The 25,434-nt window shown below is 44.2% G+C and carries 26 protein-coding genes and 2 tRNA genes; 10 read left to right on the top strand and 18 right to left on the bottom strand.

Annotation, left to right across the window (positions count from 1 at the left end; all coding sequences use genetic code 11):
* Position 1 precedes the first annotated feature (1 nt).
* On the top strand, positions 2 to 850 hold the full coding sequence (locus tag R7P64_RS06330) for an ABC transporter permease (RefSeq protein ID WP_054576453.1): 849 nt from the start codon (positions 2 to 4) through the stop codon (positions 848 to 850).
* 120 nt (positions 851 to 970) lie between these two features.
* Here the strand turns inward: R7P64_RS06330 and R7P64_RS06325 are convergent, their stop codons facing one another.
* A complete protein-coding gene (locus R7P64_RS06325) occupies positions 971 to 1,405 on the bottom strand; it encodes a hypothetical protein (protein WP_005389745.1) in 435 nt (144 codons plus the stop codon).
* A 302-nt stretch (positions 1,406 to 1,707) separates the two neighbouring features.
* On the opposite strand from R7P64_RS06325, the gene R7P64_RS06320 reads away from it, so the two are divergent.
* Complete coding sequence (locus R7P64_RS06320; protein ID WP_213973381.1) at positions 1,708 to 4,152, top strand: collagenase; 2,445 nt, start codon at positions 1,708 to 1,710, stop codon at positions 4,150 to 4,152.
* Between the two features lie 162 nt (positions 4,153 to 4,314).
* Here R7P64_RS06320 and R7P64_RS06315 read toward each other — a convergent pair whose 3' ends face one another.
* From R7P64_RS06315 to R7P64_RS06285, 7 genes are all read right to left on the bottom strand, one after another.
* A complete protein-coding gene (locus R7P64_RS06315; protein WP_318123265.1) occupies positions 4,315 to 6,111 on the bottom strand; it encodes an aminopeptidase P family protein in 1,797 nt (598 codons plus the stop codon).
* Positions 6,111 to 7,103 carry an ABC transporter ATP-binding protein gene (locus R7P64_RS06310; RefSeq protein WP_005388959.1) on the bottom strand — a complete coding sequence of 331 codons (993 nt, stop codon included), beginning with the start codon at positions 7,101 to 7,103 and terminating at the stop codon, positions 6,111 to 6,113. Before R7P64_RS06310 ends, R7P64_RS06315 begins: the two co-directional genes overlap by 1 nt.
* Before the next feature lie 9 nt (positions 7,104 to 7,112).
* Positions 7,113 to 8,096: an oligopeptide/dipeptide ABC transporter ATP-binding protein gene (locus R7P64_RS06305; RefSeq protein WP_318123264.1), complete on the bottom strand. Its 984-nt coding sequence runs from the start codon at positions 8,094 to 8,096 to the stop codon at positions 7,113 to 7,115.
* Between the two features lie 10 nt (positions 8,097 to 8,106).
* Complete coding sequence (locus R7P64_RS06300; protein ID WP_005377839.1) at positions 8,107 to 9,039, bottom strand: ABC transporter permease subunit; 933 nt, start codon at positions 9,037 to 9,039, stop codon at positions 8,107 to 8,109.
* A 9-nt stretch (positions 9,040 to 9,048) separates the two neighbouring features.
* Positions 9,049 to 9,969, bottom strand: coding sequence for an oligopeptide ABC transporter permease OppB (gene oppB / locus R7P64_RS06295; protein WP_005377838.1), 921 nt, complete (start codon positions 9,967 to 9,969; stop codon positions 9,049 to 9,051).
* A gap of 145 nt (positions 9,970 to 10,114) precedes the next feature.
* Positions 10,115 to 11,725 carry a peptide ABC transporter substrate-binding protein gene (locus tag R7P64_RS06290; protein ID WP_318123263.1) on the bottom strand — a complete coding sequence of 537 codons (1,611 nt, stop codon included), beginning with the start codon at positions 11,723 to 11,725 and terminating at the stop codon, positions 10,115 to 10,117.
* Between the two features lie 264 nt (positions 11,726 to 11,989).
* On the bottom strand, positions 11,990 to 13,096 hold the full coding sequence (locus tag R7P64_RS06285; RefSeq protein WP_017820903.1) for a M20/M25/M40 family metallo-hydrolase: 1,107 nt from the start codon (positions 13,094 to 13,096) through the stop codon (positions 11,990 to 11,992).
* Between the two features lie 538 nt (positions 13,097 to 13,634).
* Here R7P64_RS06285 and hppD point away from each other — a divergent pair.
* From hppD to R7P64_RS06245, 8 genes are all read left to right on the top strand, one after another.
* Positions 13,635 to 14,708, top strand: a complete 1,074-nt coding sequence (gene hppD / locus R7P64_RS06280; protein WP_005377835.1) for a 4-hydroxyphenylpyruvate dioxygenase — start codon at positions 13,635 to 13,637, stop codon at positions 14,706 to 14,708.
* On the top strand, positions 14,701 to 15,831 hold the full coding sequence (locus tag R7P64_RS06275; RefSeq protein WP_017633969.1) for a homogentisate 1,2-dioxygenase: 1,131 nt from the start codon (positions 14,701 to 14,703) through the stop codon (positions 15,829 to 15,831). The genes hppD and R7P64_RS06275 overlap by 8 nt, the downstream gene beginning before the upstream one ends.
* 9 nt (positions 15,832 to 15,840) lie before the next feature.
* Positions 15,841 to 16,878: a fumarylacetoacetate hydrolase family protein gene (locus R7P64_RS06270; RefSeq protein ID WP_047100685.1), complete on the top strand. Its 1,038-nt coding sequence runs from the start codon at positions 15,841 to 15,843 to the stop codon at positions 16,876 to 16,878.
* Between the two features lie 21 nt (positions 16,879 to 16,899).
* Positions 16,900 to 17,568, top strand: coding sequence for a maleylacetoacetate isomerase (gene maiA / locus R7P64_RS06265; RefSeq protein ID WP_005377832.1), 669 nt, complete (start codon positions 16,900 to 16,902; stop codon positions 17,566 to 17,568).
* A gap of 195 nt (positions 17,569 to 17,763) precedes the next feature.
* Positions 17,764 to 18,423, top strand: coding sequence for a DUF2726 domain-containing protein (locus tag R7P64_RS06260; protein WP_005377831.1), 660 nt, complete (start codon positions 17,764 to 17,766; stop codon positions 18,421 to 18,423).
* Positions 18,424 to 18,542: 119 nt separating this feature from the next.
* Positions 18,543 to 18,881, top strand: coding sequence for a hypothetical protein (locus tag R7P64_RS06255; RefSeq protein WP_005377830.1), 339 nt, complete (start codon positions 18,543 to 18,545; stop codon positions 18,879 to 18,881).
* A 179-nt stretch (positions 18,882 to 19,060) separates the two neighbouring features.
* Positions 19,061 to 19,137: transfer RNA gene (locus tag R7P64_RS06250), tRNA-Val, on the top strand.
* A 32-nt stretch (positions 19,138 to 19,169) separates the two neighbouring features.
* Positions 19,170 to 19,246: transfer RNA gene (locus tag R7P64_RS06245), tRNA-Val, on the top strand.
* A gap of 259 nt (positions 19,247 to 19,505) precedes the next feature.
* Here R7P64_RS06245 and R7P64_RS06240 read toward each other — a convergent pair.
* The 10 genes from R7P64_RS06240 to R7P64_RS06195 form a co-directional block, all read right to left on the bottom strand.
* Positions 19,506 to 19,736 carry a hypothetical protein gene (locus R7P64_RS06240; protein WP_017820907.1) on the bottom strand — a complete coding sequence of 77 codons (231 nt, stop codon included), beginning with the start codon at positions 19,734 to 19,736 and terminating at the stop codon, positions 19,506 to 19,508.
* Positions 19,737 to 19,865: 129 nt separating this feature from the next.
* Complete coding sequence (locus tag R7P64_RS06235; RefSeq protein WP_054574092.1) at positions 19,866 to 20,504, bottom strand: DJ-1/PfpI family protein; 639 nt, start codon at positions 20,502 to 20,504, stop codon at positions 19,866 to 19,868.
* A 165-nt stretch (positions 20,505 to 20,669) separates the two neighbouring features.
* Positions 20,670 to 21,068 (bottom strand): VOC family protein, encoded by a 399-nt coding sequence (locus R7P64_RS06230; protein WP_017820909.1) that lies wholly within the window; start codon positions 21,066 to 21,068, stop codon positions 20,670 to 20,672.
* A gap of 205 nt (positions 21,069 to 21,273) precedes the next feature.
* Positions 21,274 to 21,846 carry a hypothetical protein gene (locus R7P64_RS06225; protein ID WP_250155507.1) on the bottom strand — a complete coding sequence of 191 codons (573 nt, stop codon included), beginning with the start codon at positions 21,844 to 21,846 and terminating at the stop codon, positions 21,274 to 21,276.
* Between the two features lie 192 nt (positions 21,847 to 22,038).
* On the bottom strand, positions 22,039 to 22,488 hold the full coding sequence (locus R7P64_RS06220) for a nuclear transport factor 2 family protein (RefSeq protein ID WP_005377826.1): 450 nt from the start codon (positions 22,486 to 22,488) through the stop codon (positions 22,039 to 22,041).
* A gap of 163 nt (positions 22,489 to 22,651) precedes the next feature.
* Positions 22,652 to 23,041, bottom strand: a complete 390-nt coding sequence (locus R7P64_RS06215; RefSeq protein WP_065274430.1) for a lysozyme inhibitor LprI family protein — start codon at positions 23,039 to 23,041, stop codon at positions 22,652 to 22,654.
* Positions 23,042 to 23,445: 404 nt separating this feature from the next.
* Positions 23,446 to 23,697, bottom strand: coding sequence for a TIGR03643 family protein (locus R7P64_RS06210; RefSeq protein WP_005377824.1), 252 nt, complete (start codon positions 23,695 to 23,697; stop codon positions 23,446 to 23,448).
* A 98-nt stretch (positions 23,698 to 23,795) separates the two neighbouring features.
* Positions 23,796 to 24,296, bottom strand: a complete 501-nt coding sequence (locus tag R7P64_RS06205; protein ID WP_213973385.1) for a GNAT family N-acetyltransferase — start codon at positions 24,294 to 24,296, stop codon at positions 23,796 to 23,798.
* A 150-nt stretch (positions 24,297 to 24,446) separates the two neighbouring features.
* Positions 24,447 to 24,827, bottom strand: coding sequence for a hypothetical protein (locus tag R7P64_RS06200; protein ID WP_213973386.1), 381 nt, complete (start codon positions 24,825 to 24,827; stop codon positions 24,447 to 24,449).
* Between the two features lie 153 nt (positions 24,828 to 24,980).
* The gene (locus R7P64_RS06195) at positions 24,981 to 25,385 is read right to left on the bottom strand and encodes a DUF1801 domain-containing protein (protein WP_017633973.1); all 405 of its coding nucleotides are present in this window, start codon (positions 25,383 to 25,385) and stop codon (positions 24,981 to 24,983) included.
* Positions 25,386 to 25,434 lie beyond the last annotated feature (49 nt).

Here is a 25,434-nt window from a genome sequence, read left to right as displayed (position 1 = left end):
CATGGCATTACCAAACTATGCATCAAAAGTAGAGCGAGTTGCTTACGCAGGTTACTTAGCTTTTTGTGGGGTGGTGCTGTTCTTTTTAATCGCTCCAATTCTGACCATCATCCCGTTATCGTTTAATGCAACGCCTTACTTTACTTTTACCGAGGGGATGTTAAACCTTGATTCGGAAGCGTATTCTACTCGCTGGTATCAAGAAATGTTTACTAGTGATCAGTGGCTGTTGGCGCTGAAAAATAGCACGTTCATTGCTTTTATGGCGACACTCGTTGCAACAGGGCTGGGAACTCTGGCGGCGTTGGGTTTAGCCAGTAGTAATTTGCCTTTTCGCAATACGATTATGGCGCTGTTGATCTCACCCATGATCGTACCAGTCATTATCTCTGCTGCTGCGATGTACTTTTTCTACACGCGCCTTGGCTTGTCACAAACTTATCTAGGCGTCATTTTGGCACACGCTGCTTTAGGTACGCCTTTTGTCGTCATTACCGTTACTGCGACGTTAAGCGGCTTTGACCATAGCTTGGTAAAAGCGGCGGCTAGCTTAGGAGCAAACCCTGTTTATACTTTCAGACACATTACCTTTCCGCTGATTCGTCCGGGGATGATTTCTGGCGGCTTGTTTGCTTTTGGCACTTCGTTCGACGAGGTTGTGGTGGCGTTATTCCTGACTGGGGCAGAACAAAAAACCGTTCCGAGGCAGATGTGGTCAGGAATTCGAGAGCAAATTAGTCCGACCATATTGGCGGTCGCTACGTTGTTGATTTTTATGTCGGTGTGTTTGCTCGTGACATTAGAAGTTTTACGTAGACGTAATGTACGCATTCGAGGCATTCAAGAATAACCAAACTTTTGCTTTGTTGGTCACTTTGCACTTTTGTTTAGGGGCACCTCAATTTTTGATCAAATGCGCCTCATTGTAGGCGCTTTTCTTTTGTGTTTGTCGTCAGCGATGACTGACATATCACTCTTGTAGCTTAATGCCAGCTTGCTCGAAACGTGCCAAAGACGACTTGTTTGATTGCTGATACCAACTAGCTGGCATGTTTGATTTAAGTCGCGCTTTTTCTTCCTTGCTAATCACAACATAATGCAAAAACGTATCAAGTGTGGTTCCCATCACGTCAAATGTCATTTCCCCATCTTTGCTGATGGCTTTCAATAACCCAACCACGGTTTCCTCAGGGACTAACGATTCAACCACCGCCTTTTTTCGCTCTTTTATTGATGTTGAAGCGCGCAGTTTTGCACGTGCCGTCTCCCAGCAAACTTTGTTGGTTTTACTGACAAGGTTGTGCTTGTAGCAGTAGTAACTGAATAAAAAGCGTGGCAGGTTTTGCCAGCGTTCGGCTTGGACTTCTAACCAAAGGTGTTGTAGCTCAATATCAGCGTCGGTCATAGGAGTTGTTTAGCAAAAAGAAAAGAAACCATTTTATAGCTTTTGTGAGGAGCAATAAAAGATATTTGAATGGAAAGATAAACAACTAGTTGATCAATATTACTAAAGCAAATCGATTTCTGGCAAGCTCGTGCAACGGCAACTCGAGTACCAAAAACTGATACCGCCACATCTATTTGTTAACAAAATGTTTCTTCTTGTCTTGCGAGTAGATTATATGGAGATGCTCTTGCAGTAATAAGGGCAGTGGCGATGCAAAAGACGTAATGCATCTAAGGAAAACTCAATATAGAAGAAATTAGATGGAACTGAAGATTTTGAGTGTCGCGATTGCGACAACATTAACCAGCACTGGCGTATTTGCGTTAAGCGAGCCAGTTTCTCAAGTTACAGAGCAACATGCACATTCGGCTCATACACACGGTGTTGAATCCAATCGAGTTGAATACCAACCAACCGCAACTCTCCCTATTCAGCCCTCCAAGGCAACTCGAGTACAGTCACTTGAAAGCCTTGATGAGTCGAGCACTGCTTGTGATTTGGAAGCATTGGTTACCGAAAGCAGTAACCAATTGATCAGCGAAATTTTAAGTCAGGGCGCGACGTGCGTGAACCAGTTATTCTCTGCTGAAAGTCGGGTTCAGGAGTCGGTATTTAGCTCCGATCATATGTACAACATCGCTAAGCACACTACGACCTTGGCGAAGGGTTATATGGGTGGCGGGAGCGATGAACTAGAAACGTTGTTCTTATACTTACGCGCGGGTTATTACGCCGAGTTTTACAATGACAACATCTCATTTATTGAATGGGTCACACCAGCGGTGAAAGAATCCGTGGATGCGTTTGTTAATAACGCAAACTTCTATGAGAACAGCGACCGTCACGGCAAAGTGCTTAGTGAAGTCATCATCACTATGGATAGTGCGGGCTTGCAGCACGCGTACTTACCGCAAGTGACCCAGTGGCTTACACGTTGGAATGATCAATACGCCCAGCACTGGTATATGCGCAATGCGGTTAATGGTGTTTTCACTATTTTGTTTGGTGGGCAGTGGAACGAGCAATTTGTGCAAGTAATTGGTAACCAAACAGACCTTGCCAAAGCTTTAGGCGATTTTGCTCTGAGGGCGTCATCAATCGGTGCTGAAGATGAGTTTATGGCCGCGAATGCGGGGCGAGAGCTCGGGCGTCTGACCAAGTATACGGGTAACGCGAGTTCTGTTGTGAAGAGTCAGCTGAGTCGAATCTTTGAACAGTATGAAATGTATGGTCGGGGTGACTCGGTTTGGCTTGCGGCGGCGGACACCGCTTCATATTACGCAGATTGTAGTGAGTTCGGAATTTGTAATTTCGAAACTGAGCTAAAAGGCTTAGTGCTATCGCAAACTTATACTTGTAGTCCAACAATTCGAATATTGTCCCAGAATATGACACAAGAGCAACACGCGGCCGCATGTTCTAAAATGGGTTACGAAGAGGGTTACTTTCATCAGTCATTAGAAACGGGTGAACAACCAGTAAAAGATGACCACAATACTCAGCTCCAAGTCAATATCTTCGATTCAAGCACCGATTATGGTAAGTACGCAGGGCCAATTTTCGATATTAGTACTGACAATGGCGGTATGTACTTGGAGGGCGATCCTTCCCAGCCGGGGAATATTCCCAACTTTATTGCTTATGAAGCCTCTTATGCGAACGCGGATCACTTTGTCTGGAACTTAGAGCACGAATACGTGCATTACTTAGATGGTCGATTTGATCTCTATGGAGGGTTTAGTCATCCAACTGAAAAAATAGTGTGGTGGAGTGAAGGCATTGCAGAGTATGTCGCTCAAGAAAATGACAACCAAGCAGCACTTGAGACGATTCTAGACGGCTCGACATATACCTTAAGTGAGATTTTCGAGACTACTTATGATGGGTTTGATGTCGATCGAATTTATCGTTGGGGGTACTTAGCTGTACGTTTTATGTTTGAAAATCATAAAGATGACGTAAACCAAATGCTGGTGGAAACACGTCAGGGGAATTGGAGCAATTACAAAGCAACGATCACCCAATGGGCGAATTTATATCAAAGTGAGTTTGAGCAGTGGCAGCAAGCCCTTGTCTCAAATGGTGCACCTAATGCAGTCATAACCGCAAACAGTAAGGGGAAAGTCGGTGAAAGCATTACATTTAGCAGTGAAAACAGTACAGACCCAAACGGGAAGATCGTCAGCGTCTTATGGGACTTCGGTGATGGCTCGACAAGTACACAAACCAAGCCGACGCACCAATATGGGAGTGAAGGGGAGTATTCGGTCAGCCTAAGTGTGACAGACAGTGAAGGCTTGACGGCAACCGCCACTCATACTGTTGTTATCTCAGCGTTGGGCGGTAATGACACATTGCCACAAGACTGCGCGGTGCAAAGTAAAGTAAGCGGTGGACGCCTAACAGCAGGAGAGCCCGTTTGCTTGGCAAATCAACAAACCATTTGGCTGAGCGTGCCAGCGGTGAATGAGAGCTCAAATCTGGCGATAACGACGGGAAACGGTACGGGCAACCTAAAGCTTGAATACAGTAACTCTGGTTGGCCGGATGGTACTAATCTTCACGGGTGGTCAGATAATATTGGTAATGGAGAGTGTATTACGTTGTCAAATCAGAGTAACTACTGGGGCTATGTTAAAGTATCTGGTGACTTTGAGAATGCCGCCATCGTCGTTGATTTTGATGCTCAGAAGTGTCGTCAATAGGGCATTTTAACTGCATCATTTTAATTTAATTGATCGCCTCGCTAACATTGCGGGGCGTTTTTGTTTTTCACGCCGTTATCTCTATAAAAAAAAACCAGCCCGAAGGCTGGCAAACAAGGGGTTTGAGATGAAAATGAAAACGTTATAAAGCTTGCTGATATCCTATTTCTCAATAAGTTGGGTTATGCGTTGAAGCCAGTTTTTATCTTGCGTATCAAGAAAAGGGCTAAGTGCTTGATAGACTCGTGAATGGTAATGATTGAGCCAGTCTAGCTCTGCTTGATCTAGCATTGATAAATCAAGGGCGTTGGTCGCAATTGGAGCAAGAGTGATGGTCTCAAAACCGTAAAACGTGCCGAACTCATTTTGTTCTACTTCTACAACTTTAAGAATGTTCTCTATTCTTACTCCGTACTCACCTTCGCGATAAACGCCTGGTTCATTAGTAATGACCATACCCGGTTTTAGTTCAACCTCGTGGTGGCTTTGCGAGAAATTTTGTGGGCCTTCGTGAATATTCAAGCAAATGCCCACGCCGTGTCCAGTGCCGCACTTGTAATCAATACCATGTTGCCATAAGACGCCACGCGCCATGATATCAAGATTGGCACCCGTAGAGCCTTTCATGAATCGAGTCTGAGTCAGTCGGATGACCGCTTTGAGCACCAAGGTATAATCTTTGCGCTGCTTAATGGTCGGTGACCCGAAGTGGAAAGTACGGGTGATGTCTGTTGTCCCGCCAAGGTATTGGCCACCAGAATCGACGAGAAAGAAGTTGCTTTCATTGACTGCCGCATTGCTTTCTTCATCGGCGGCATAATGCATTTTTGCCCCGTGAGCCGCGAAGCCTGCGATAGTGCGGAAACTGTCACTCACATAATGTCGGGTTTGACGGCGATAGTGGTTCAGTTGTGCCTCAGCAGACAATTCTGTAACGAATCCGCTTGGAACTTGCTCTTCTAGCCAGTTCATAAACCTTACGATTGCCACACCATCATCTGTTAATGCCTGCTCTAGGCTGGTTAGTTCGGTCTCATTTTTTATGGCCTTCATTGCCGTTACAGGGCAAGCCATTGGTTTTAGATTCACATTCCGTTCAATCGAACTCACCAATAAGCTGTCTGTGTGGGTAGGGCTAAAAGCGAGCGATAATCCCTCACATTGCTGATTCAAATACTGACTTACGTAGTTGTAATGGCGAATGTGTACACTCTGCTCGGTCAGCGCTCTTTCAACGTCTTGAGGCAGTTTGACCTTATCAATAAACAGTGTCGCAAGTGATTGCTCTACGATTAGATAGGCTTCAGAAACTGGGCAGTAATTCGTATCACCACCTCGAATATTCATTGTCCACATGACATCATCTAGCGTTGACACTAATAAGCTATCTACTTGGTTCTCGGTTAACAAAGAACGGATTCTCGCTAACTTATTTTCTGTGTCAACGCCAGCAAAAGCGGTGGGGTGCTCGAATACGGGTGCACTTGGGCGAGGTGGTCTTTCAAGCCAAATCGGTGTGAGCAAATCTAGGTCGAGAATGATCTTAATGTTTTTCGCTTCAAAGGCTTGTTTGAGGCCTTGATAAAAAGCGTAACTGATGGCGCGCCCGTCAACCGCGACAATACTGTTTTCTGGGAGCGTGGTAGCCAGCCATTTGGCAATTGTCGGCGTTTCTGGTTGTTTGGCTTTAAACAGTTCAAGTCCTGTGCCGTGTAACTGTTCTTCAGCTTGAATATAGTAACGACCATCAGTCCACAGGCCACCACCTTGTTGGGTAATGACGACATCGCCTGCTGAGCCGGTAAAACCTGAAATCCAGCTTCGCGCTAACCAATGATCCGCTGAGTATTCACTGTTATGTGGGTCATTGTTGGTCACGATATATGCAGACACGTTGTGAAAGGACATTGCCTCACGCAATAACGTAAGGCGTTGGTTTACTGAGTTAGTATTGTTCATTAAATGGTTCCTAAAGTCATATTTGAGCAATAGATATGATGCTGCTCCGAGCCTGTTTTTATTGGGTTCTGTTGCCCACATACTTCTGTTGCTTCTGGGCATCGAGTACGAAAAACGCAACCGCTCGGTGGATTAAGTGGAGAAGGAAGGTCGCCGGGCAATAGTTGTATTTCACGGTCACGTGCTAATTGCGGATTAGCTATCGGGACAGCAGATAACAGTGCTTTGGTGTAGGGGTGTTGTGCATCATCAAATACTTTATCGTAACGTCCTACTTCCATAGGTTTACCAAGATACATCACCATAACGCGGTCGCTGATGTGGCGCACCACGCTTAAGTCGTGCGCAATCATCACCAGTGTTAACCCCATTTCTTGTTTAAGATCATCTAGAAGATTGATGACCTGAGCTTGTATGGAGACGTCTAGCGCACTAACGGGTTCATCACACACGACCAAATCTGGATTGAGAATTAATGCTCTGGCAATGCCCACACGCTGGCATTGACCTCCGGAAAATTCATGTGGATAGCGGTTTCGCTGGCTCGCCAAGAGACCCACTTTATCCATCATAGCGATGACACGCTTTTCTACCTCTGCCCGTTTAAGCTTTGGCTCGTGGGTGAGCAGTGGTTCGGCGATGCATTCTGAGATGGTTAACCTCGGATTCAAACAAGCGGATGGGTCTTGAAACACCATCTGAAATTCTCTGCGTCGAGAGGAAAGCTCTTTTTTACTAAACCCGAGCATGTCTTGACCTTTCCAAGTCAACTCGCCATGTGTAGGTTCAATTAAGCGAAGTAAGGCGCGTGCAAGTGTTGATTTTCCGCAGCCTGATTCCCCCACAATGCCAAGTGTCTCACCTCGGTAAACATCTAAGTCGATACCATTGACCGCTTTCACGATTTTACGTCGACTTGGAATAAGATGACGTGAAACAGGAAAGTGGACGTTTAAATCACGAGCAGACATGAGGACTTCTTTTTTATTCATAACGCCTCCTTAAGCTTTTATTTGAATGGGAGTGATAACACTGGGTGCTTTAACGTGACAGGCAATGGACTGGCTCGTGTTTAATGGAGAAAACCGTGGGGTTTCGTATTGGCAACGCGTCTCTCGATGCTCGCACCGCTCTCTAAACGGACACCCTTGATGGTTAATCAACGCACTTGGTGGGTTACCTGGGATGGTTGGTAAACGCGGCATATCTTCAGTGATGGAAGGAATCGCCTTTAGCAGGCCTTGAGTGTAGGGGTGCGCAGGTTGAGCGAACAATGTCTCGGTATCGGATTGCTCCATTTTTTGACCACCATACATGACCAATACGCGATCACACATCTCGGCGACGACGCCCATATCGTGAGTGATCAGTAAAATGGCCGTATTGAACTCTTGTTGTAAGTCTCGTAATAGCGTCAAAATTTGAGCCTGAACGGTTACATCTAATGCGGTGGTTGGTTCGTCTGCAATTAACAACTCGGGCTTACACAACAACGCCATCGCTATCATGATTCGCTGACGCATTCCGCCAGATAATTCGTGAGGGTATTGATTCATCCGAGTTTCGGGAGAGGGAATACGCACCGCATCCAACATGTGAATCGATTCAATTTTTGCTTGTTTTCGGCTCATTCCTTTATGAATCATGAGAACTTCACAAAGCTGCTTGCCAATTTTCATGAATGGATTAAGTGACGTCATCGGATCTTGAAAGATCATTCCGATTTTCTCTGCACGGATGCGGTTGAGCTGCTTTTTCGACATCGCGAGTAAATCATCACCGTGGAACATTGCGCTTCCAGACACGGCGCCGTTATCCGCGGTTAACCCCATTAATGCGAAAACAGACTGGCTTTTTCCCGAACCTGATTCCCCAACAATCCCAAGAGTTTCGCCCGCTTTAATCGAGTAGGAGAGATTACTGACCGCTTGCACTAGCCCATCTGGCGTATCGAAGCGCACGTTCATGTTTTCAATAGATAGCATGGGTTTGTCCTTATCGGTCTTTCGGGTCAAGAGCATCACGCAAGCCATCGCCGATGAAGTTAAAACAAAAGAGGGTGGCAACTAAAAACAGAGAGGGAAAAAGCAGCATCCACAATGCAACGTCAATCGTTTTTGCGCCTTCGGAAATTAGGATTCCCCAGCTCGTGTCTGGTGGTTGAACACCAAGCCCTAAGAAGCTCAAAAACGATTCGAACATAATGAATCCTGGTACCATTAAGGAGGAATAAACCATCACGATCCCAAGCACATTAGGCAGAACATGGCGTCGGACAATTGTCAATTTAGAAACCCCAATAGAGTGTGCGGCTTCGATGAACTCTCGCTTTTTTAGACCGAAGGTGACACCACGTACAACACGGGCAATGCCCAGCCAAGATACCATTCCGATCACGATAAAAATCAGGTAGATGTTGTTGCCAAAAAGGGTAACAAACAGGATAACCATAAACATAAATGGCACCGAATCGAGCACCTCAATAATGCGCATCATTACGCTATCGACAACGCCGCCAAGATAGCCGGAAATACTTCCCCAAATCGTACCAATAACAACGGCGACTAAGGCGCCAACAAAACCTACCAAAATAGAGAGCCTGCCACCTTGCATCGTGCGAGCGAAGACATCTTGCCCGAGATCATCGGTACCAAAGTAATGGCCACTGCTCAGTGAAGGTTTCCCTAGCTCGTATGGATCGATGAGCACTTCCCAGTCAATTTCATCATGGCCAAAAGCGGCAAGAGAGGGGCCGAAAGTGATGCATAAGGTAATGAAAGCCAAAACATACACTGATGTCATCGCGGCTCTGTTTTTACGAAATCGAGTCCATGCATCCTGCCAAAGACTGCGACCTTCGACGGCTTCAATATTGTCGACGACTTGATCTTGAAGAGCTTGTGTATCCAGTTTTTTGATCGTTAACATACCGGACTCCTAAACGCGTATACGAGGGTCGATAATCGTATATAGCAAGTCGACCACAAGGTTAAAGAAGATAGTGAGTGAAGCGACAATCAGAGTAATGCCCATTACTAGGCCGTAGTCGCGGTTGAGAGCCCCAGACACAAAGTGTTGTCCCATGCCACCTGTACCAAAGAAAATGTCGATAATTACCGAGCCTGTCACGACAGACACAAACGCAGGGCCGAGCATCGCAACGACGGGAATCAGGGATGGTCGCAAAGCGTGATGGAATAAAATGTAGGTTGTGGACAAACCTTTGGCCTTTGCCGTTCGAATGTATGGTTGGTTGAGTGTTTCAATCATTGCGCCACGCATGACGCGTGCAATACTCGCAATGGAGCCAATCGCTAGGCTGAGCACGGGAAGAACAAGAAAAGCCAGCTTTCCTCCTTCCCAACCACCAGCAGGGAACCAGCCGAGCTGAATAGCGAAGATCATGACTAAAACTGGAGCAAGCACGAAAGCCGGAACTACAACTCCAGTCATCGAAAGTGTCATCAGGCCGTAATCTAGGCGGCTATTTCGGTTCAATGCCGCAATGGTGCCAAGCAACATGCCAAGTGGAACGGAAATGCAAAAGGAGAGTACGCCTAATACTGCTGAAACTGGCCATGATTGTGCGACGAGCTGTGTAACACTGAAGTCTTGATAAACGAAGCTCGGACCGAGATCTCCTTGTATGAAATTACCAATGTAAATCCAAAACTGAGTAAGGAAGGGCTGGTCCAAATGGAATTTTGCTTCGATATTCGCACGTACCACCTCTGGCATAGGCCGTTCCATATCAAATGGCCCCCCTGGTGCAATGTGCATCAGCCAAAATGATACGAGTGCGATGAATAGAAGCGTGGGGATAGCGATAGCTAATCGCTTAACAATGTACCAAATCATGATCCATCATCCTTTGGTCGTCCGAAATCACTTCGAACGGTTATGAATAAAAAAATGGCCTGAGCTCAGGTTGCCTTCTCCACCGAGAGATATGAGGAACGACAAGTAAACATTGAACTTGCCGACTCAGACCGAAAACATGCTTTTAGTGGGCTTTCACATAGACATTCTTGCGGTAGTACGACGACTCAGGGTTTGTCAGTTCGTAGCCGCCCACATAAGGCTTGATGAGGTATTGATCGTTACCCGGACGATAAATAGGAATAATGGCCATGTCTTCAATCAGCATGCTTTCTGCTTGTAAATACAGTTCTGATGGGTTGCTCATGGTCTTTGAGCGAGCCATTAACTCGTCATATTGCGGGTTGTTATAACGAGAATCGTTGTACTCGCCACTAGAAACGAAGATATCCAACCATGTAGAGGCTTCATTGTAGTCGGCCGTCCAGCCGCCGCGAGTAATGTCGGTCGGCTCTTTAAGTGCGTAGAACACTTTCGGTTCTAGCTGTTTTATCGTGACTTGCGCACCCAATCGGCTTTTCCACATGCCTGCCATGGTGGTTGCCATTTTTACGTCCATCGAGAAAGTTGGTACGGTAAACGTTAACTTAAGCGGATTGCTTTTATCGTATCCAGCTTCTGACAGTAATTGCTGCGCTTTTTCGATACGTTTATGGCGGTTCCAAGTTGCGAACTCAGGAGTGTGAGATTTAAAACCATCTGTTTGAGGTGGCACAAGGGTATACATTGGAACCCCACCGTTTCTCAAAATAGCACTCGTTAACAGTTGACGGTCAATGGCATATGAGAGGGCTTTACGAACCCGCACGTCTTTTGTTGGCCCTTGTTGAGTGTTGAGGTAATAGAATGTGGAGCCAAGAGACGCACTGGTGCTTGCCACTTCTTGTGGGCGTTGTTGAATTAACTTTTTCTTCTGAGCGGCAGGAATGGAAACCGCTTGGTCTATCTCACCAGCTAGGTAGCGGTTTAGCACTACGTTTGCATCACCAATTGGTAGCCAGGTGACTTTTTCCAGCACTACATTGCTTGCGTCCCAATAATGTGGATTTTTAACCATCACCAGTTTTTCGTTAACTTTCCATTCAGAGACAGTAAACGCACCATTTGTAACGATATGCTCAGGCTGGGTCCAACGGTTGCCATGTTTTTCAATGGTCGCTTTATGAACGGGGGCAAGCACTGGATGACTTAATAGTTTCGTAAAGAAGGGAATAGGCTCTTCGAGTGTTACCTGGAACGTTTTTTCATCCAGCGCCTTCACGTCCAAGGACTCGGGTGCGGCGTCGCCTTTCATAATGGCTTGCGAGTTTTCGATATTTGGAATGGCCGCAAACCAAGCGTAGGGTGAAGCAGTGCTTGGATTCAGTAAGCGTTGCCAGCTGTAGACAAAATCTTGTGCAGTGACCGTTTCGCCATTTGACCATTTTGCATCACGTAAGTGGAAGGTATAAACCGTATTGTTGTCATTGACTGACCAAGACTCAGCAACACCAGGAATGGTTTTACCTTGCTTATCTTGAATGACCAGACCTTCAAACAGGTCTCGACCGAGATTGAAAGCGGGCTCTGCGGCTTGCTTGGCTGGGTCAATAGAAGTAACTTCAGCCCCATTGTTTAGCGTAATTTCTTGTGTCTCATCGAGGGTCACACTTACGGGATACGGCGCGGCATAGCTTGATGTTGCCAGTATTGGACTCATCATCGACGCTAATAAAAGCAACTTAGGTAATTTCATCCTTGTCTCACTCTTTTCATCCTGAAAGATGCCAAAAATGTATATTGTATAAATTGTCTACACAATCGAGTTTTAACATTACTGTAACAGGGTGTCAGGTATTGAGCTGTCTGGTCTCAAAAAGTGAGCTAGGGGAATTTCTTTGAAGATCTGATATCAAGTTGGCATGACGGGAAGTAATTTTGCTTCGATACAAATTAAAATCCCCTTCAAGCACAGGCTAGAAGGGGAAGATAGTCAGTCTGCTCTTCAAAAGGCACGACGTTAACTGACTAGGAAATGTTTCACGAACTCAGTGATTTTGACCATATCACTTACCGCGATAAACTCTTCTGTCGTGTGTACTTTTGCCATGCCAGTTGAAAGATTGACCGTTGTGAGACCTTTCTTGTTAAAGTTGTTGGCATCGCTACCGCCGCCAGTGCCTTTTGTGAAGGCGTCAATTCCCAACTCTGAAAACGCTGCTTTTATAGCGTTTACGTGCGGGTGGTTTTCTTCAATAACAAAAGCGTCGTAGGCTCGGCTAGATTCAATGTCGACTTCTGCACCGTGTTTTTCACAGACAGACTCTAATGTTGAGATCATATGATTGACCTGAGCATCTAGTTTATCGCCATTCAGGGAGCGTGCTTCTGCCACGATTTTTAATTCAGGCATAACAATGTTTGTGGCCTGACCGCCATTCACTATACCGATGTTGGCTGTCGTTTCTTCGTCGATGCGAAGCAGCTTCATTTGGTTGATGGCATCTGCCGCCACCATGATCGCACTGATGCCTTCTTCTGGCGCAAGCCCTGCATGTGCTGGTCGACCTTTGATTGTTGCCACGATTTTTTGCTGGCCTGGGGCTGCGGTCACAATAGTGCCAATAGGGCCACCCGTATCTAACACGATTGCTTCCGTTGAAGTGACGTGTGACATATCGAAGTATTGTGAACCGAATAAACCGCCTTCTTCATACACGGTGAAAGCAAGTTCTAACGTTTTGTGCTCAAGGTTTTCCGCTTGAATACAACGAACGGCTTCCATGATGGCAGCAATACCAGATTTATCATCGCCACCAAGAATCGTATTGCCTTTTGAACGGATAACGCCGTCTTCGATGATTGGCTCAATGCCAATGCCCGGTGTGACTGTATCCATATGACAGCTCATTAGGATAGAGCCGTCTTTTTTGCCGTCTAAACGGGCGTACACGTTAAAGCCGTTAGAAATGTGCTTAGGTACTGGAAGCTTGTGCACGGTAAAGCCTAGGTCGCCTAGCTGCTCTGCCAGTGTTTCTGCAATTTGTTTTTCGTTTGTTGATTCGCTATCGATACGTACCAGTTGGCAAAAATGTTCAACTAAGCGTTCTTGATTGATGTGTGTCATTAGATGTCTCTTTTTCTGATCGAGCGTGAAGCCTTGTGGCTCGGCTCGATAGGGAACAGAGCACCACTTATGGCACAGTTACTTTTAAATAAAACTGAGGTGAATCAATAAAGGGGTATCCATGACACGATTCTGACCGATGAGCCTTTCGAACTGTATGAAGCGTCACGAAACATTACTTTTGATGTTTTGCAGGAGCAAATGAATAAATCGGATAGAGATAGGGTGCAATAGATTTTCCATACCCTTTTACTTTTTGAGTTACGTTGCCAAGATAAAATGCCAAAGTAACAACTTGTTTACATTTTATGTGTTGGCGTAAAGCCGAAAATATCAATCTAATATATTGAAAATAAGCAGTTTATTTGATGTTTACGAAAGTAGATTCGACGCGCCTCCTGTGTGTAACATATATTTTACAATTATGCGTAAAAATCGCCAAGGTAAAGATTTCTCCCCACGTATTCCAATTTCTCAAGACCTGCGCCAAGTTAGAAAAATAAGTCCAAACAAAAGCTACTGAGACAAGGAGAAAGTCATGGTTGATGCATATAACCCACTAGGAACAGACGGATTTGAGTTTGTTGAATATACCGCTGCTGACAACAAAGGCATTCAACAGCTTAAAGATCTGTTTATATCGTTAGGTTTTGCGGAAATTGCAAAGCATCGCTCAAAAGAAGCGTGGTTATATCGACAAGGTGACATTAGCTTTATTGTGAATGCGCAGCCGCATAGCCAAGCTGAGGGATTCGCCAAAGTTCACGGTCCGTCGGTTTGTGGCATGGCATTTCGTGTGAAAGACGCCACCGTTGCTCTGGCGCATGCGTTAGAGAATGGCGGTAAAGAATATAAAACGGAAATTGGGCCGATGGAGCTTAGCATTCCTGCTATTTATGGCATCGGTGAAAGCTTGCTTTATTTTGTCGACCGTTATGGAAAGCAGAGTATTTATGATGTCGATTTTCGTTTTTATGATGATGCTGATGAGCGTTTATCAAAAGCGAATGTTGGTCTTTACGAAATCGACCACTTAACGCACAACGTTAAGCAGGGCAACATGGATGTCTGGTCAGGTTTCTATGAGCGCATTGGTAACTTCCGCGAAATTCGTTATTTCGATATCGAAGGTAAGCTGACTGGTCTTGTCAGCCGTGCGATGACCGCACCTTGCGGCAAAATCCGAATTCCTATCAATGAGTCGTCAGATGATAAATCGCAGATTGAAGAGTTTATCCGTGAATACAATGGCGAAGGTATTCAACACATCGCATTGACCACAGACGACATCTACGAAACGGTCAAAACATTGCGTGAGCGCGGCATGGACTTTATGCCAACGCCAGATACTTACTACGAGAAAGTCGATCAGCGTGTTGAAGGCCATGGTGAAGATGTAAGCAAGCTTCGTGATTTGCAGATTCTTATTGATGGTGCGCCAACGAAAGATGGCATCTTGCTACAAATCTTTACTCAAACCGTTATCGGCCCTGTGTTCTTCGAAATCATCCAACGTAAAGGCAATGAAGGCTTTGGCGAGGGTAACTTTAAAGCGTTGTTTGAATCGATAGAAGAAGACCAAATTCGACGAGGAGTATTGAGCGATGCATAAATGGATCACATTCCCTCACCGGGAGGGAGTGTGCTCTAAACAAGCGCATGCTGACTTCCCGGAAGAGGCAATTTATGAACGTGAGGCAGGTCGAAGTGGCTTCTTCGGCCCCGCAACACATTTTCATCATCAACATGCCCCAACGGGGTGGTCTGAGTGGGAAGGCGAGCTACGTCCACGAGCATTTGATTTTAATCTAGTCGAGAAAGCCAGCCATATTACCCCTTGGGCAGTCCCGCATCTATTACACAACGCGAATTGTAAAGTTCGTGTTTGGCGTATGGATGAAAAAATGGACTTCTTGGTGAGAAACGCGGATGGCGACGAACTGCTATTCATCCACCAAGGTACGGCAGATCTCTACTGTGATTATGGTCATTTGAAAGTGAGTGAAGGGGATTATGTCATGATCCCGCGCTCAACGAGCTGGCGTTTAGAACCAAGCGAGCCGATGTTCATTCTGATGATTGAAAACACCGATGCGGCCTATACATTGCCCGAAAAAGGCATGGTTGGAAACCACGCGGTGTTTGATCCAGCGGTTTTAGAAACGCCGTCGATCAACGATCAGTTCCGTGCTCAATATTCTGAGAATCAAACACAGGTTCAGGTGAAACGCCACGATAAAGTCAGTGTTATCACTTACCCATTCAACCCGCTGGATGCGATTGGGTGGCATGGTGATTTGGCGGTAGTAAAAGTGAACTGGCGTGATATTCGTCCACTTATGTCACATCGTTACCATTTACCGCCTTCTGCACATACTACATTTGTAGGATCAGGATTTGTGGTGTGCACCTTCGTTCCTCGTCCAATTGAAAGTGATCCTGGAGCGCTCAAAGTACCGTTCTACCACAACAATGACGATTATGACGAAGTCTTGTTCTACCATGCAGGTGACTTCTTTAGTCGTGACAACATTGAAGCGGGTATGGTGACATTCCATCCAGCAGGTTTTACACATGGCCCTCACCCGAAAGCTTTCAAGGCAGGGCGAGAGCATAAGAAGACTTTTGCCGACGAAGTCGCGGTCATGATTGATACGCGTCACGCACTTCAGTTTTCGGATGAGCTGGAAAAAGTAGAAAACAAAGAATACGTCTATAGCTGGCAAGAGAAGTAAGAGGCAAGGATGAAATTAGCAACCAAGAAAAATGGCACTCGTGACGGTTTGTTGATGGTCGTGAGCAAAGACTTAACGCGCTGCGTACCTGCGACAGAAATTTTCCACCCTATGAACTTAGCACCGACGATGCAGGTGGCGCTTGATAACTGGGATACGCTAGCACCACAACTGGAAGAGCTATACGTTGCACTGAACAATGGCACGGTTGCAGGGTATGAAGAGTTTGAAGCGCACTACTGTGAGTCGCCGCTTCCTCGCGCTTATCAGTGGGCTGATGGCAGTGCTTACGTAAACCACGTTGAGTTGGTTCGAAAAGCTCGCGGCGCTGAAATGCCAGAGAGTTTTTGGACGGACCCGTTGATGTACCAAGGAGGCTCTGATGCCTTTATTGGACCTTGTGACAACATCGAGTTTGCGAGTGATGAATGGGGTATTGATTTCGAAGGTGAAGTTGCTGTGGTAACTGGTGACGTACCAATGGGCGCGAGTGTTGCAGAGGCTCAGGAGTCGATTCGTTTGATCATGCTGGTGAATGATGTCTCACTACGTGGCCTAATTCCGGCAGAGTTAGCTAAAGGGTTTGGTTTTTTCCAATCTAAACCTTCTTCTGCGTTTTCTCCTGTGGCAGTAACACCTGACGAACTCGGCGAAGCGTGGTACGAAAACAAAGTGCATTTACCATTGCTCTCGACCTACAACCACAAGCCGTTTGGTCGCCCAAATGCGGGTATCGATATGACGTTTGATTTCGCAGACTTAATTGTTCATGCGACTAAAACGCGCCCGCTATCTGCTGGGGCAATTATAGGTTCTGGCACGGTATCTAATAAGCAAGGCACCGAACATGGCACTTCGATTGAGGAGGGTGGTGTTGGTTATTCATGTATCGCGGAAGTTCGCATGATTGAAACCATTCGTGATGGTAAGCCGTCGACTAACTTTATGTCGTTTGGAGATTCAATCAGATTGGAAATGTTCGATGCGGATGGCAACAACATATTCGGTTCGATTGACCAACAAGTTAGCCAATATCTCAAGCACTAATAGTGCTGGTTGGGAGACGATATGAGCGATAGCATGATTTTATACGGATACTGGCGATCATCGGCGGCGTATCGTGTGCGTATTTGCTTGAATCTTAAAGAGTTATCGTATGATTCAAAATCGGTACACTTGGTGCGCAATGGTGGCGAACAACATAGTGACGAGTACCATGAGTTAAACGCTTCTGAACTGGTTCCTTTGCTGGTGGATGGGGAGGTTCAGTTAACCCAGTCACTGGCGATCATTCAATACTTAGAAGAACACTACCCGGATGTCACTGTGATCCCCGAGCAAACGCCGCTTCGATACCAAGCGCTAGCTTTGGCTCAGGATATTGCAATGGAGATTCATCCCCTGAATAACTTAAGAGTTCTACAGTATTTAGAGGGGGAGTTAGCTTGCGAGCCAGAGCGCAAAGTCGCTTGGATTCATCACTGGATCCACAAAGGTTTTACAGCATTAGAAGAGAAACTTCAGAAGCATCGTAAACTAAATGGTGATTGCAAGTTTAGCCTGACAAGCTCGCCATCTATTGTCGATATTTGTCTGGTACCACAATTTTATAACGCACAACGCTTTGGTGTAGATACCTCTCTTTATCCAACCATTAACGCTGTTGTGCAGTCATGCAATCAACTGCCAGCTTTTATTGATGCGATGCCAGAGAATCAGCCAGACGCTAATAGTTGATTCTTAGCATACATAATGTATTAACAAAATTTAAACGAGCCAATCCAAGTGTGTGATTGGCTCGTTTTTATTGGTGAGCAAAATTTTCTGTTTCTCGCTATCGTCGTGGCGCCTCAAAATTGCGAGGTTTTGTTGCTCTGCATAACATTTCCATTTACGCTTTGAGCAACGAGTTGTTTTGGATGCACTTTATTTATGACCAACATTTTTATCATTGTTGTTCTTCTGGTTTTATTCTTCTTTGTTATTCAAAAGTACGTGATTAAGCACGATGACACGCGTGATTATCCTTATCGCTCGAAAGGCCCTCTGCTCAGAGGTCAAGAGGGTGCGTTCTATAATGCGTTAAGAGCGGCGGTCGGGGAGCATGCCGTAGTATTCGCGAAAGTAAACATGTCCAGTTTGGTTACGCCAAAAGAAATCAAAAATAAGAAGCAGTTTTTTGTCGCGAACAATCGTATATCTCGAAGCTATTTTGATTACGTTATTTGTGACCCAAGGACACTAGAGCCGCGCGTTATCGTTGAATTGGATAATGGGCAGGAGCTAAACAAGGGTAAGATAGAAAGACAAAAGTTATTGATTCATGTTTGTAAGACGGCCAACCTGCCTTTAATCGGCGCTTCGATAAAGCACAGTTATCAAGTTGGGCGATTACGTCGTTTGCTTGCGGCACACATTGATTTGATTGAGCCCGATAAAGAAGTGCGCTTTTGCAAAAAATGCGGCAGTCCGATGATCATTAAAACCGCAAGCCAAGGTGAGTTCAAAGGGAGACGTTTCTTTACTTGTAGCCGTCAGCCGAATTGTACATACACCGAAAATTATAACGTTGTGTTTGAGGCGGACGACTAAACACGACAATTAACCTGCAGAAATAAGGGGCTTTGATTAGAGATGATCAAAGCCTTTTTTGTATCTGTCCTCAAGGCAAGACCTATACTTTGAAAAAGAGTGCAGAATAGGGCAGCCATATGCGATACGGATGGATTTTGTCAGCATTGTTCATCGCATCTAATGTTAGTGCGATACCTAATTTGAAACCACTAGAGTGTGAATTGACAGAGACACCCCAAGATCATTTCTTGTTTTACCGAGAGCAAATGGTTTACCACAGTGAGCAGTTTGTCATATTTCAAAACTTCAAAGGCAGGGTGAGCACTCAAGTGGATGTTAAAACAGGAGAGTTGATCCGTACAACCTATATCGGCGAACCATTTAAACCTAAATATCAGATTTTGTTTGGTACTTGCCCTAAGGTATCGCAAACCTTACAGATTTGGATGCTCAGTGAAGTGCCTTACGACAATTAAGTGAGATAATAAAAGTTATATAGATCACACTTTTAAACCCTACAGGCCCAGTTCTTGTCGATAAAATCATCTGAAAACGCGTGTTGAGTTTACATTTTCGCCAAACGGTTCAAAGTTGGCAAATTTGTGCTTGCACCGTCGTTCGCTTATAGCTAATATCCTCGTCGTTCCAGAGAAATGCGTCCGTAGCTCAGCTGGTTAGAGTATCGCCTTGACATGGCGGGGGTCGGTGGTTCGAGTCCACTCGGACGCACCATTCTGAATTGAATGGTTAGGAACACAAAATTTGGGTCCGTAGCTCAGTTGGTTAGAGTACTACCTTGACATGGTAGGGGTCGGCGATTCGAGTTCGCCCGGACCCACCAAATTTTAGAAAAAGCCCACCTTTTGGTGGGCTTTTTTGTGTCTGTAATTCATTGATACTCAAGTAAAACTACTTCTTTTCTTGTCCCTTGTTTTTGCTCTGCTTTAGCCCCTTGTTAGAGATAAAAGCGCACTACTTGATCCGCAACACTACCTCAAAACCCTAAATGCAATGCATAAGGTGTATACGCTTCAAACCCACTAGAGCCGTCTATAAATTATGTTGCGTGCCACTAGCCGTGGCATTAGAGACACTGACTATTAATCTAAATTATCTGGCGTGTGAAGATTGGTGCCGCATATTGTACATTTGTAGTCACCAGTCGCTTCGCCTTCCATTAATGAGCTAATTATTGCTGCAAATAGACCTGAGAAGAAACCTTTAGCTTTTTTCTCGGTCTTTTCCTGCGCTTTAGAGAAGCTTTCGTACCGATGTAGCGTTACTTCTTTACAATTACAGCAAAACGCTCTTGTCTCTTCAGAACCGTACATTTTTACCAATTGATTTACTCCCTGTAAGTTAATTTCCCCAAGTGGCGTTATGTTCAAGGGTAAGTCACACAAGACTGATGTGTGACTTACCCTAAACACTAAAACTAACGTAATGTAAAACACCACATGTTATGAATGATTATTTAACGCCTTGTTATCCGAGCTTGCTAACTCTGCTGATTGAATTGTTGTGGCAATAAGCTCTTCAAATAGCTCTAATTGCCCAGCAGGTATCAATTGATTTTGTATAGCTTTTCGTTTGTTTGAGTCAAATAGCCGCTCTGTTAACCAACCAATTAGATACATCAGTGAAAGACAGCCACCGGCCGTCGCTACATTACCGTCTATCACGAGAGGCAGATCCTGAACATCTCCTCCCATACTTTGTAGAACAGCCTTTGCATCTGGGTTTGTTGTTAATCGCTTGCCTTTTAGTAAACCGAGTTCATGGAGGATGAATGATCCCGCACAAATCGAACCTATTAGCTGCCTATTTGGATCAAGATTCAACGCCGACATAAATTCAGCATCTTTTAAAGCGGCTGGAATACCCCGTTTGCCGCTTGTAATAAGAACGACATCTTGATTCGTCACCTCAGAAAGGTGTCCGTCTGTTTTAACTTTCATACCGAGGTGGGAATGATGTTCAGATTTAGTTCCAAGTATACTTACTGTCCAACTGTCGGTTGTGCGCCCCAGCAAGTCATACATAAGAAAGAAATCGACATCCGTGAAATCATCAAATAAAACAACGCCGATTTTATACATAACATTTATCCTTTTGGACTTACTCGTAAGTCGCAAAATGTGTAGTAGGAGGGGAGGGGCATTCGATACACAAGCTTCTGCTAAGCACCTTAAATACCAAAGGCGGTGCAAACTAACAATGCCATGTGTACCAAATCCCTATTATAAAACTTTGTTATGTTTGTTTTATGAGCCCGCCCAGAAAAACTCAACCCTAATACCACTTGGGTCGTAACACATTAAATGTTTTGCGGGTCCTGTTTTAACAAGCTCGGGACCAAACTCAATTTCGATTCCCGACGCCATAAATTGATCACGCAACTCATCGAGTTGCTTCTCAGTCTCTACGAGTAAAGCTAAGTGATGCAAACCAATATTCGTTTTTCTGTCAAATGGAGTGGCGGCATCAGCCTTAGCCGCCCATAGTGTAAGCATGATATGCCCATCACTCACAAATATTGCCGGGTAGTCTGGATTTCTTTTCACTTCACTCCAACCTAATTGTTCAGTGAAAAACTTCGCGCTTGCTTCTAGGTTAGATACGGTTAAACCTACGTGGTGTATGCCTTTTGTTAACACAGTCACTTTGTTTCCTTACTCGTTTTAATGGCTATCAAACAAAGATAACTCGATAAAAAGTAAGCATCAATACACATATATTGATTAACTTCGTCAATCTATTCGAATACGGTAATCCAACTGGAAACATAACATTGTAAACAAGAAACCCAATCTTGAACTAAAAATTAAACTTAGAGTTCATTCTTAAGTGCTGTATTAATCAAATACATTAATAGCCATAATATTTAAGCCAGCCTATAGGGCATATCATTCCATTAAAGGTTTGAATGTTCTTATTCAAGCTAACGTCTTCCAATTTGTAACAGTGAACAACATTACTAGTCGAAGTAGATGCTGGTGTTGAATACGTCACAGGTTTAGAAGCGTTTGCTTTATGTATTTCATGTGCTCGCTGCTGGTTTATCGCCACTTGATTCTTGTGATTGTTAACTTCTCGCAATCCAGATTCTAGGGGTAGGTGCCAATCCTTACATGTTGTTCCTAAACCATCATTCTGAGACTGATATTCTGATAACGCTACACGAGCTTCATTTACAGACTGATCGATATCGGACTGATCGACTAGCCAAGTAGAAAAAGAATAGTTAATGGCCTCTCGATAGTTTACCGATTGCTCTAAGCTATAAGCATCGGAATGAAAACAGGCTTCTACTACTGCCCACTGAGTCGATAGGTTTGATAATACGTTTTCAGGTATAGGCTGTAGCTGGCTTTGCGTAGACTGGCAAGCGGTTAGAAGAAAAGGGACAGGGAGTAGTTTTAGAAAAAATTTTTGGTTCATTTTAATCTTAAAATTAATGCAATCTTTTTCATTATCATAATACAGGACGATTGAAGAAAGTAGCATTTCTATCAGTAAGGGAATGTGGCTAACGCACTGATAAGGTGTGAGCAAAGCGATATCAAAGCTCTCAACACACCTTAACTACGAATACTACCGCATAACAAAGATGCTATGCGGTAGCGGTAGTATTCAGGCTTGAACAGTTTGTCGCACGTTGCTCTCGCCTGACAGCACGGAAATTCTCTCAAAATCTCGACTCGGGAAGTCAGGATCTACGTACACAAACATACGACTTATCATTTTTCCTTCAAACTCAAATACACTACAAAAACGCCCTGTGGAAACTTTGTTGTCCGGCCAAGAGGTACCATCACTCATTACGCCGCCTTCCTGTCCTTCAACAATGACCTTGTTTCCAGCAGTCGTTATTTGAAAGCCGTCTATGTCGTGCCAAATACTAATCAACGAGCTACCAATCCTATTGCCAAACTCCACTAAGGCACTCTTTCCTTTCGCTTGCCCAAATTTAGGAAAGAAAAAATCAACATCCTCTGAGAATAGATCCAGATAGCTAGGATCACCGGCATCTATTTTCTCGAAATACTTAACTACTAGCCCAACTAAATCGTCTTTTTCCATAATTATTTCACACCCATATTAGCTTTACGCACAACGCAGGGTTAAGTAGTAAGCGGAGCGACCACTCAACCTGAACGTTTGCATCTTAAACACCGAGTACATTTAAACTGAAATTGCCAAGAGTTGCGAATCTTATTGAAGTGCTTTGTTAGATGTAATCCGTTTAGCCTACGTATACTCCATTGAAGTACTCGACGCGTTCTAACGTCATTCTTAACTTACACTCTTCAATCTGGACACCTTGCCAGGGTGAGGGTGTGGAAGACAGGCCCGTAAATTCACATTCGGCGTCTCTGTATTTTAGCCAAGCTCTTTGGGCCTTTCGAAATGGCTCTACCAGTTCGGTCTGAGACCATGTTTTCCTTAGTGCTTTTTCTTCCTCACCTATTCTAGCGATTGCTTCCTTGTAACTTTCGTTAAGCTCTTTATCTGCAGATTCCATCTTCTTTTCTACACACTGATAACCAGCCATAACGCCACCGCCTTTTACTTTGCAGGGATCTTCAACATCATCAGAAGCCAAGCAAGGTAAAGAAACCAACGCAAACATCATAAGTAATTTGTTCAAAATTGCCTCCAAGCTCCGAGTGCTTGTTAAACCGTTATCCGCTATTTTTCCTTTTTAATCATGCAGCTTTTTATCTGTGCCTTCAAAGATAAAATAGAAGGTTAGTGATTCTAGTGCCTAAACAGAAGGTAAAAGAGATTGATACACGGATTAAATGACTCCTTAATCTGAGTTACTTTTAGTGGGCGTTTTGTATCAATCTTTTCTGTGGAATCATTAGTTTGATGGCGACTGAGGACGTTAAGATGACTCCCATTGAATTTATTATCGCCCTGAAACACCTAGGTTGAATTAAGTGGTGACTATTCCCCTCCAATCATGAAGTTGGTTCAAAGGTAGGGCGATAAATGTTGCGATTCGTAATAAAAATTTATGCCAAGTGCAGTTCGCTATCGCGGCTTATATTGAGTTGGGCAATAACCTCTAATGATGTCTGAGTTTCGTAGCTTGTTGTGTTTTGTATTGCGCCCCGAAACCCTTTTACGCCACAATTTAAAGCTACTTGATTTGAGCCGGCTACGCATAAACTGAATCACGTCGGATTCATTCAAACCAAATTGAAATTCGATAGCCTCAAATGGGGTGCGGTCTTCCCATGCCATTTCTATTATTCTTGACTCAGTTTCCGAGGTCAGTTTCATTTCAAATAACCTATTTTAGAAAAGAGATTTCTACGACGGAAATTGAGTCTTGGTTCAAATGTTCTTATATGCGTGCTTAGTGTTTAGCGACTTAACACCTACAAAAACTTCTCAATGAGGACTTCGTCTACGTATTTCCCACGAACTTTTGCATGCTTCTTCGCGGTCCCTACGATTTCGAAGCCTTGTTTGAGATAGGCTGATAACGCTCGCTCATTATCGCTGCGAACGTACGCAAATAGTTTTTCGTAACCCTTTTGTTTGGCTACTTCGAATGTCGATTTGAAAAGCTGTTTAGACACACCTTGGCCACGAGCACCGTCACTAACAAACGTACCAATTATGCCAACATGGTCAAAAGCTTTTGTATATTGTGCAAAGGGCTCGATATTTTGGAAACCAACGACTTGTGAGCTATTTTCGGATAAAGCGACTGTAAACACGCCCCGTTCTGGGAAATGAGTAATGAATTCTTTTTCTTCTTCAGGTGTGAAAGGCGTATCTAATACAGTGTATAAACCTTCAATAATGATGGGATTGAGGACGTTTGTAATGCCTTCAGCATCACCTAAAGTTACCTGACGTACAATTAAATTCATGCCACTTAGCTCCTATTAAATTTAGGGCTGTTTTGTACATGAGTTGGAGACTTGCAGCAACAAGTAACGTCATTAAGTCGTAAAGAATATACCTATTACACTTAAACGGCGGTTAATAGTGCTGATTGTTACTTTAGTATTTCTGATATATCACTTTTTAAGTGACGGCTTAACTTCTACAGAATATTTCCACATCACGATCCCATTTTCTACAAGATCATAACTCGCGCTTTGACCCTCGGAGTTGAGTACAAATACCGGCATTTCCATCCTTGACGTAGCGCCATCTTGGTTGCATGACATGGTAGCTTCAAGCTGTATGCTATTTTTGCTCGGTTCTGAAAGGGTTCCTAAGTACGTGCAGCCGTCGACAAAACTGGTTTTGCTTTTTCCTTTAGAGGATATTTCAAAAGTCGGAAAAATGAGTGTTGATTGAGGCTCTGTTACTACCACATTGACTTGATAGTTCGTCGCTGAAAAAGCTTTGAAATGAGCTCCAAGCATTAGTAAGAACAATATTTTTGATTTCATAAACTCTTCTTTATTTCGATATTACTAGTTTGGTTACGGCGCTATTAACGTGACCACTTAATCTAAAACTTTACTGCGTAAGCATTAAAAAGGATACAAAGGTAGAGTAGTTGAATATGGTTAATCGGCCGTAAATAGTTTTATTAAGCGATCTTACATACCTAAAAGAGGTAAGTTCTTTCGCTTTTGATAGGTTAATGCTAATTCTAAACAGGTCTTGATTGAAGCTTCTGGCAAAGGTGCTGATAAAGATAGAATTATTGCTCGATTACCCTGAAACTCAAGTGAGTCACTATACAGTTCGCGGAATGTGTCGACGAGCTTAGTTTGGCAATTAAAGAACAGATAATAACGACTAGGCGTTTTCTGTTTCCAATCCATCCTTACCGGGCTACCTGTTTTCACACTGTAGCTTGGCTCTCCCCATTTTAGAGATTCTTCAACTTCCCCCAGTTTTAATTCAGAAGCGATAGTTAAGACGATATTTCGTAGCTCTTCTATCCGAATACGCACATGTTTTGGATACTCATCAAATCTTGCCTTCACTGCATGGTTCATTGGTATCTCCTATAAATAGCGCTGTTTTGGGGTGAAGCCCAAGCGTACT

The organism is Vibrio sp. 2304, from assembly GCF_033339475.1.
In the GTDB taxonomy this organism is placed as follows: Bacteria; Pseudomonadota; Gammaproteobacteria; order Enterobacterales; family Vibrionaceae; genus Vibrio; species Vibrio alginolyticus.
The sequence above is the reverse complement of the archived record's forward strand: the minus strand, read 5'-3'. Positions and strand labels throughout refer to the sequence as shown.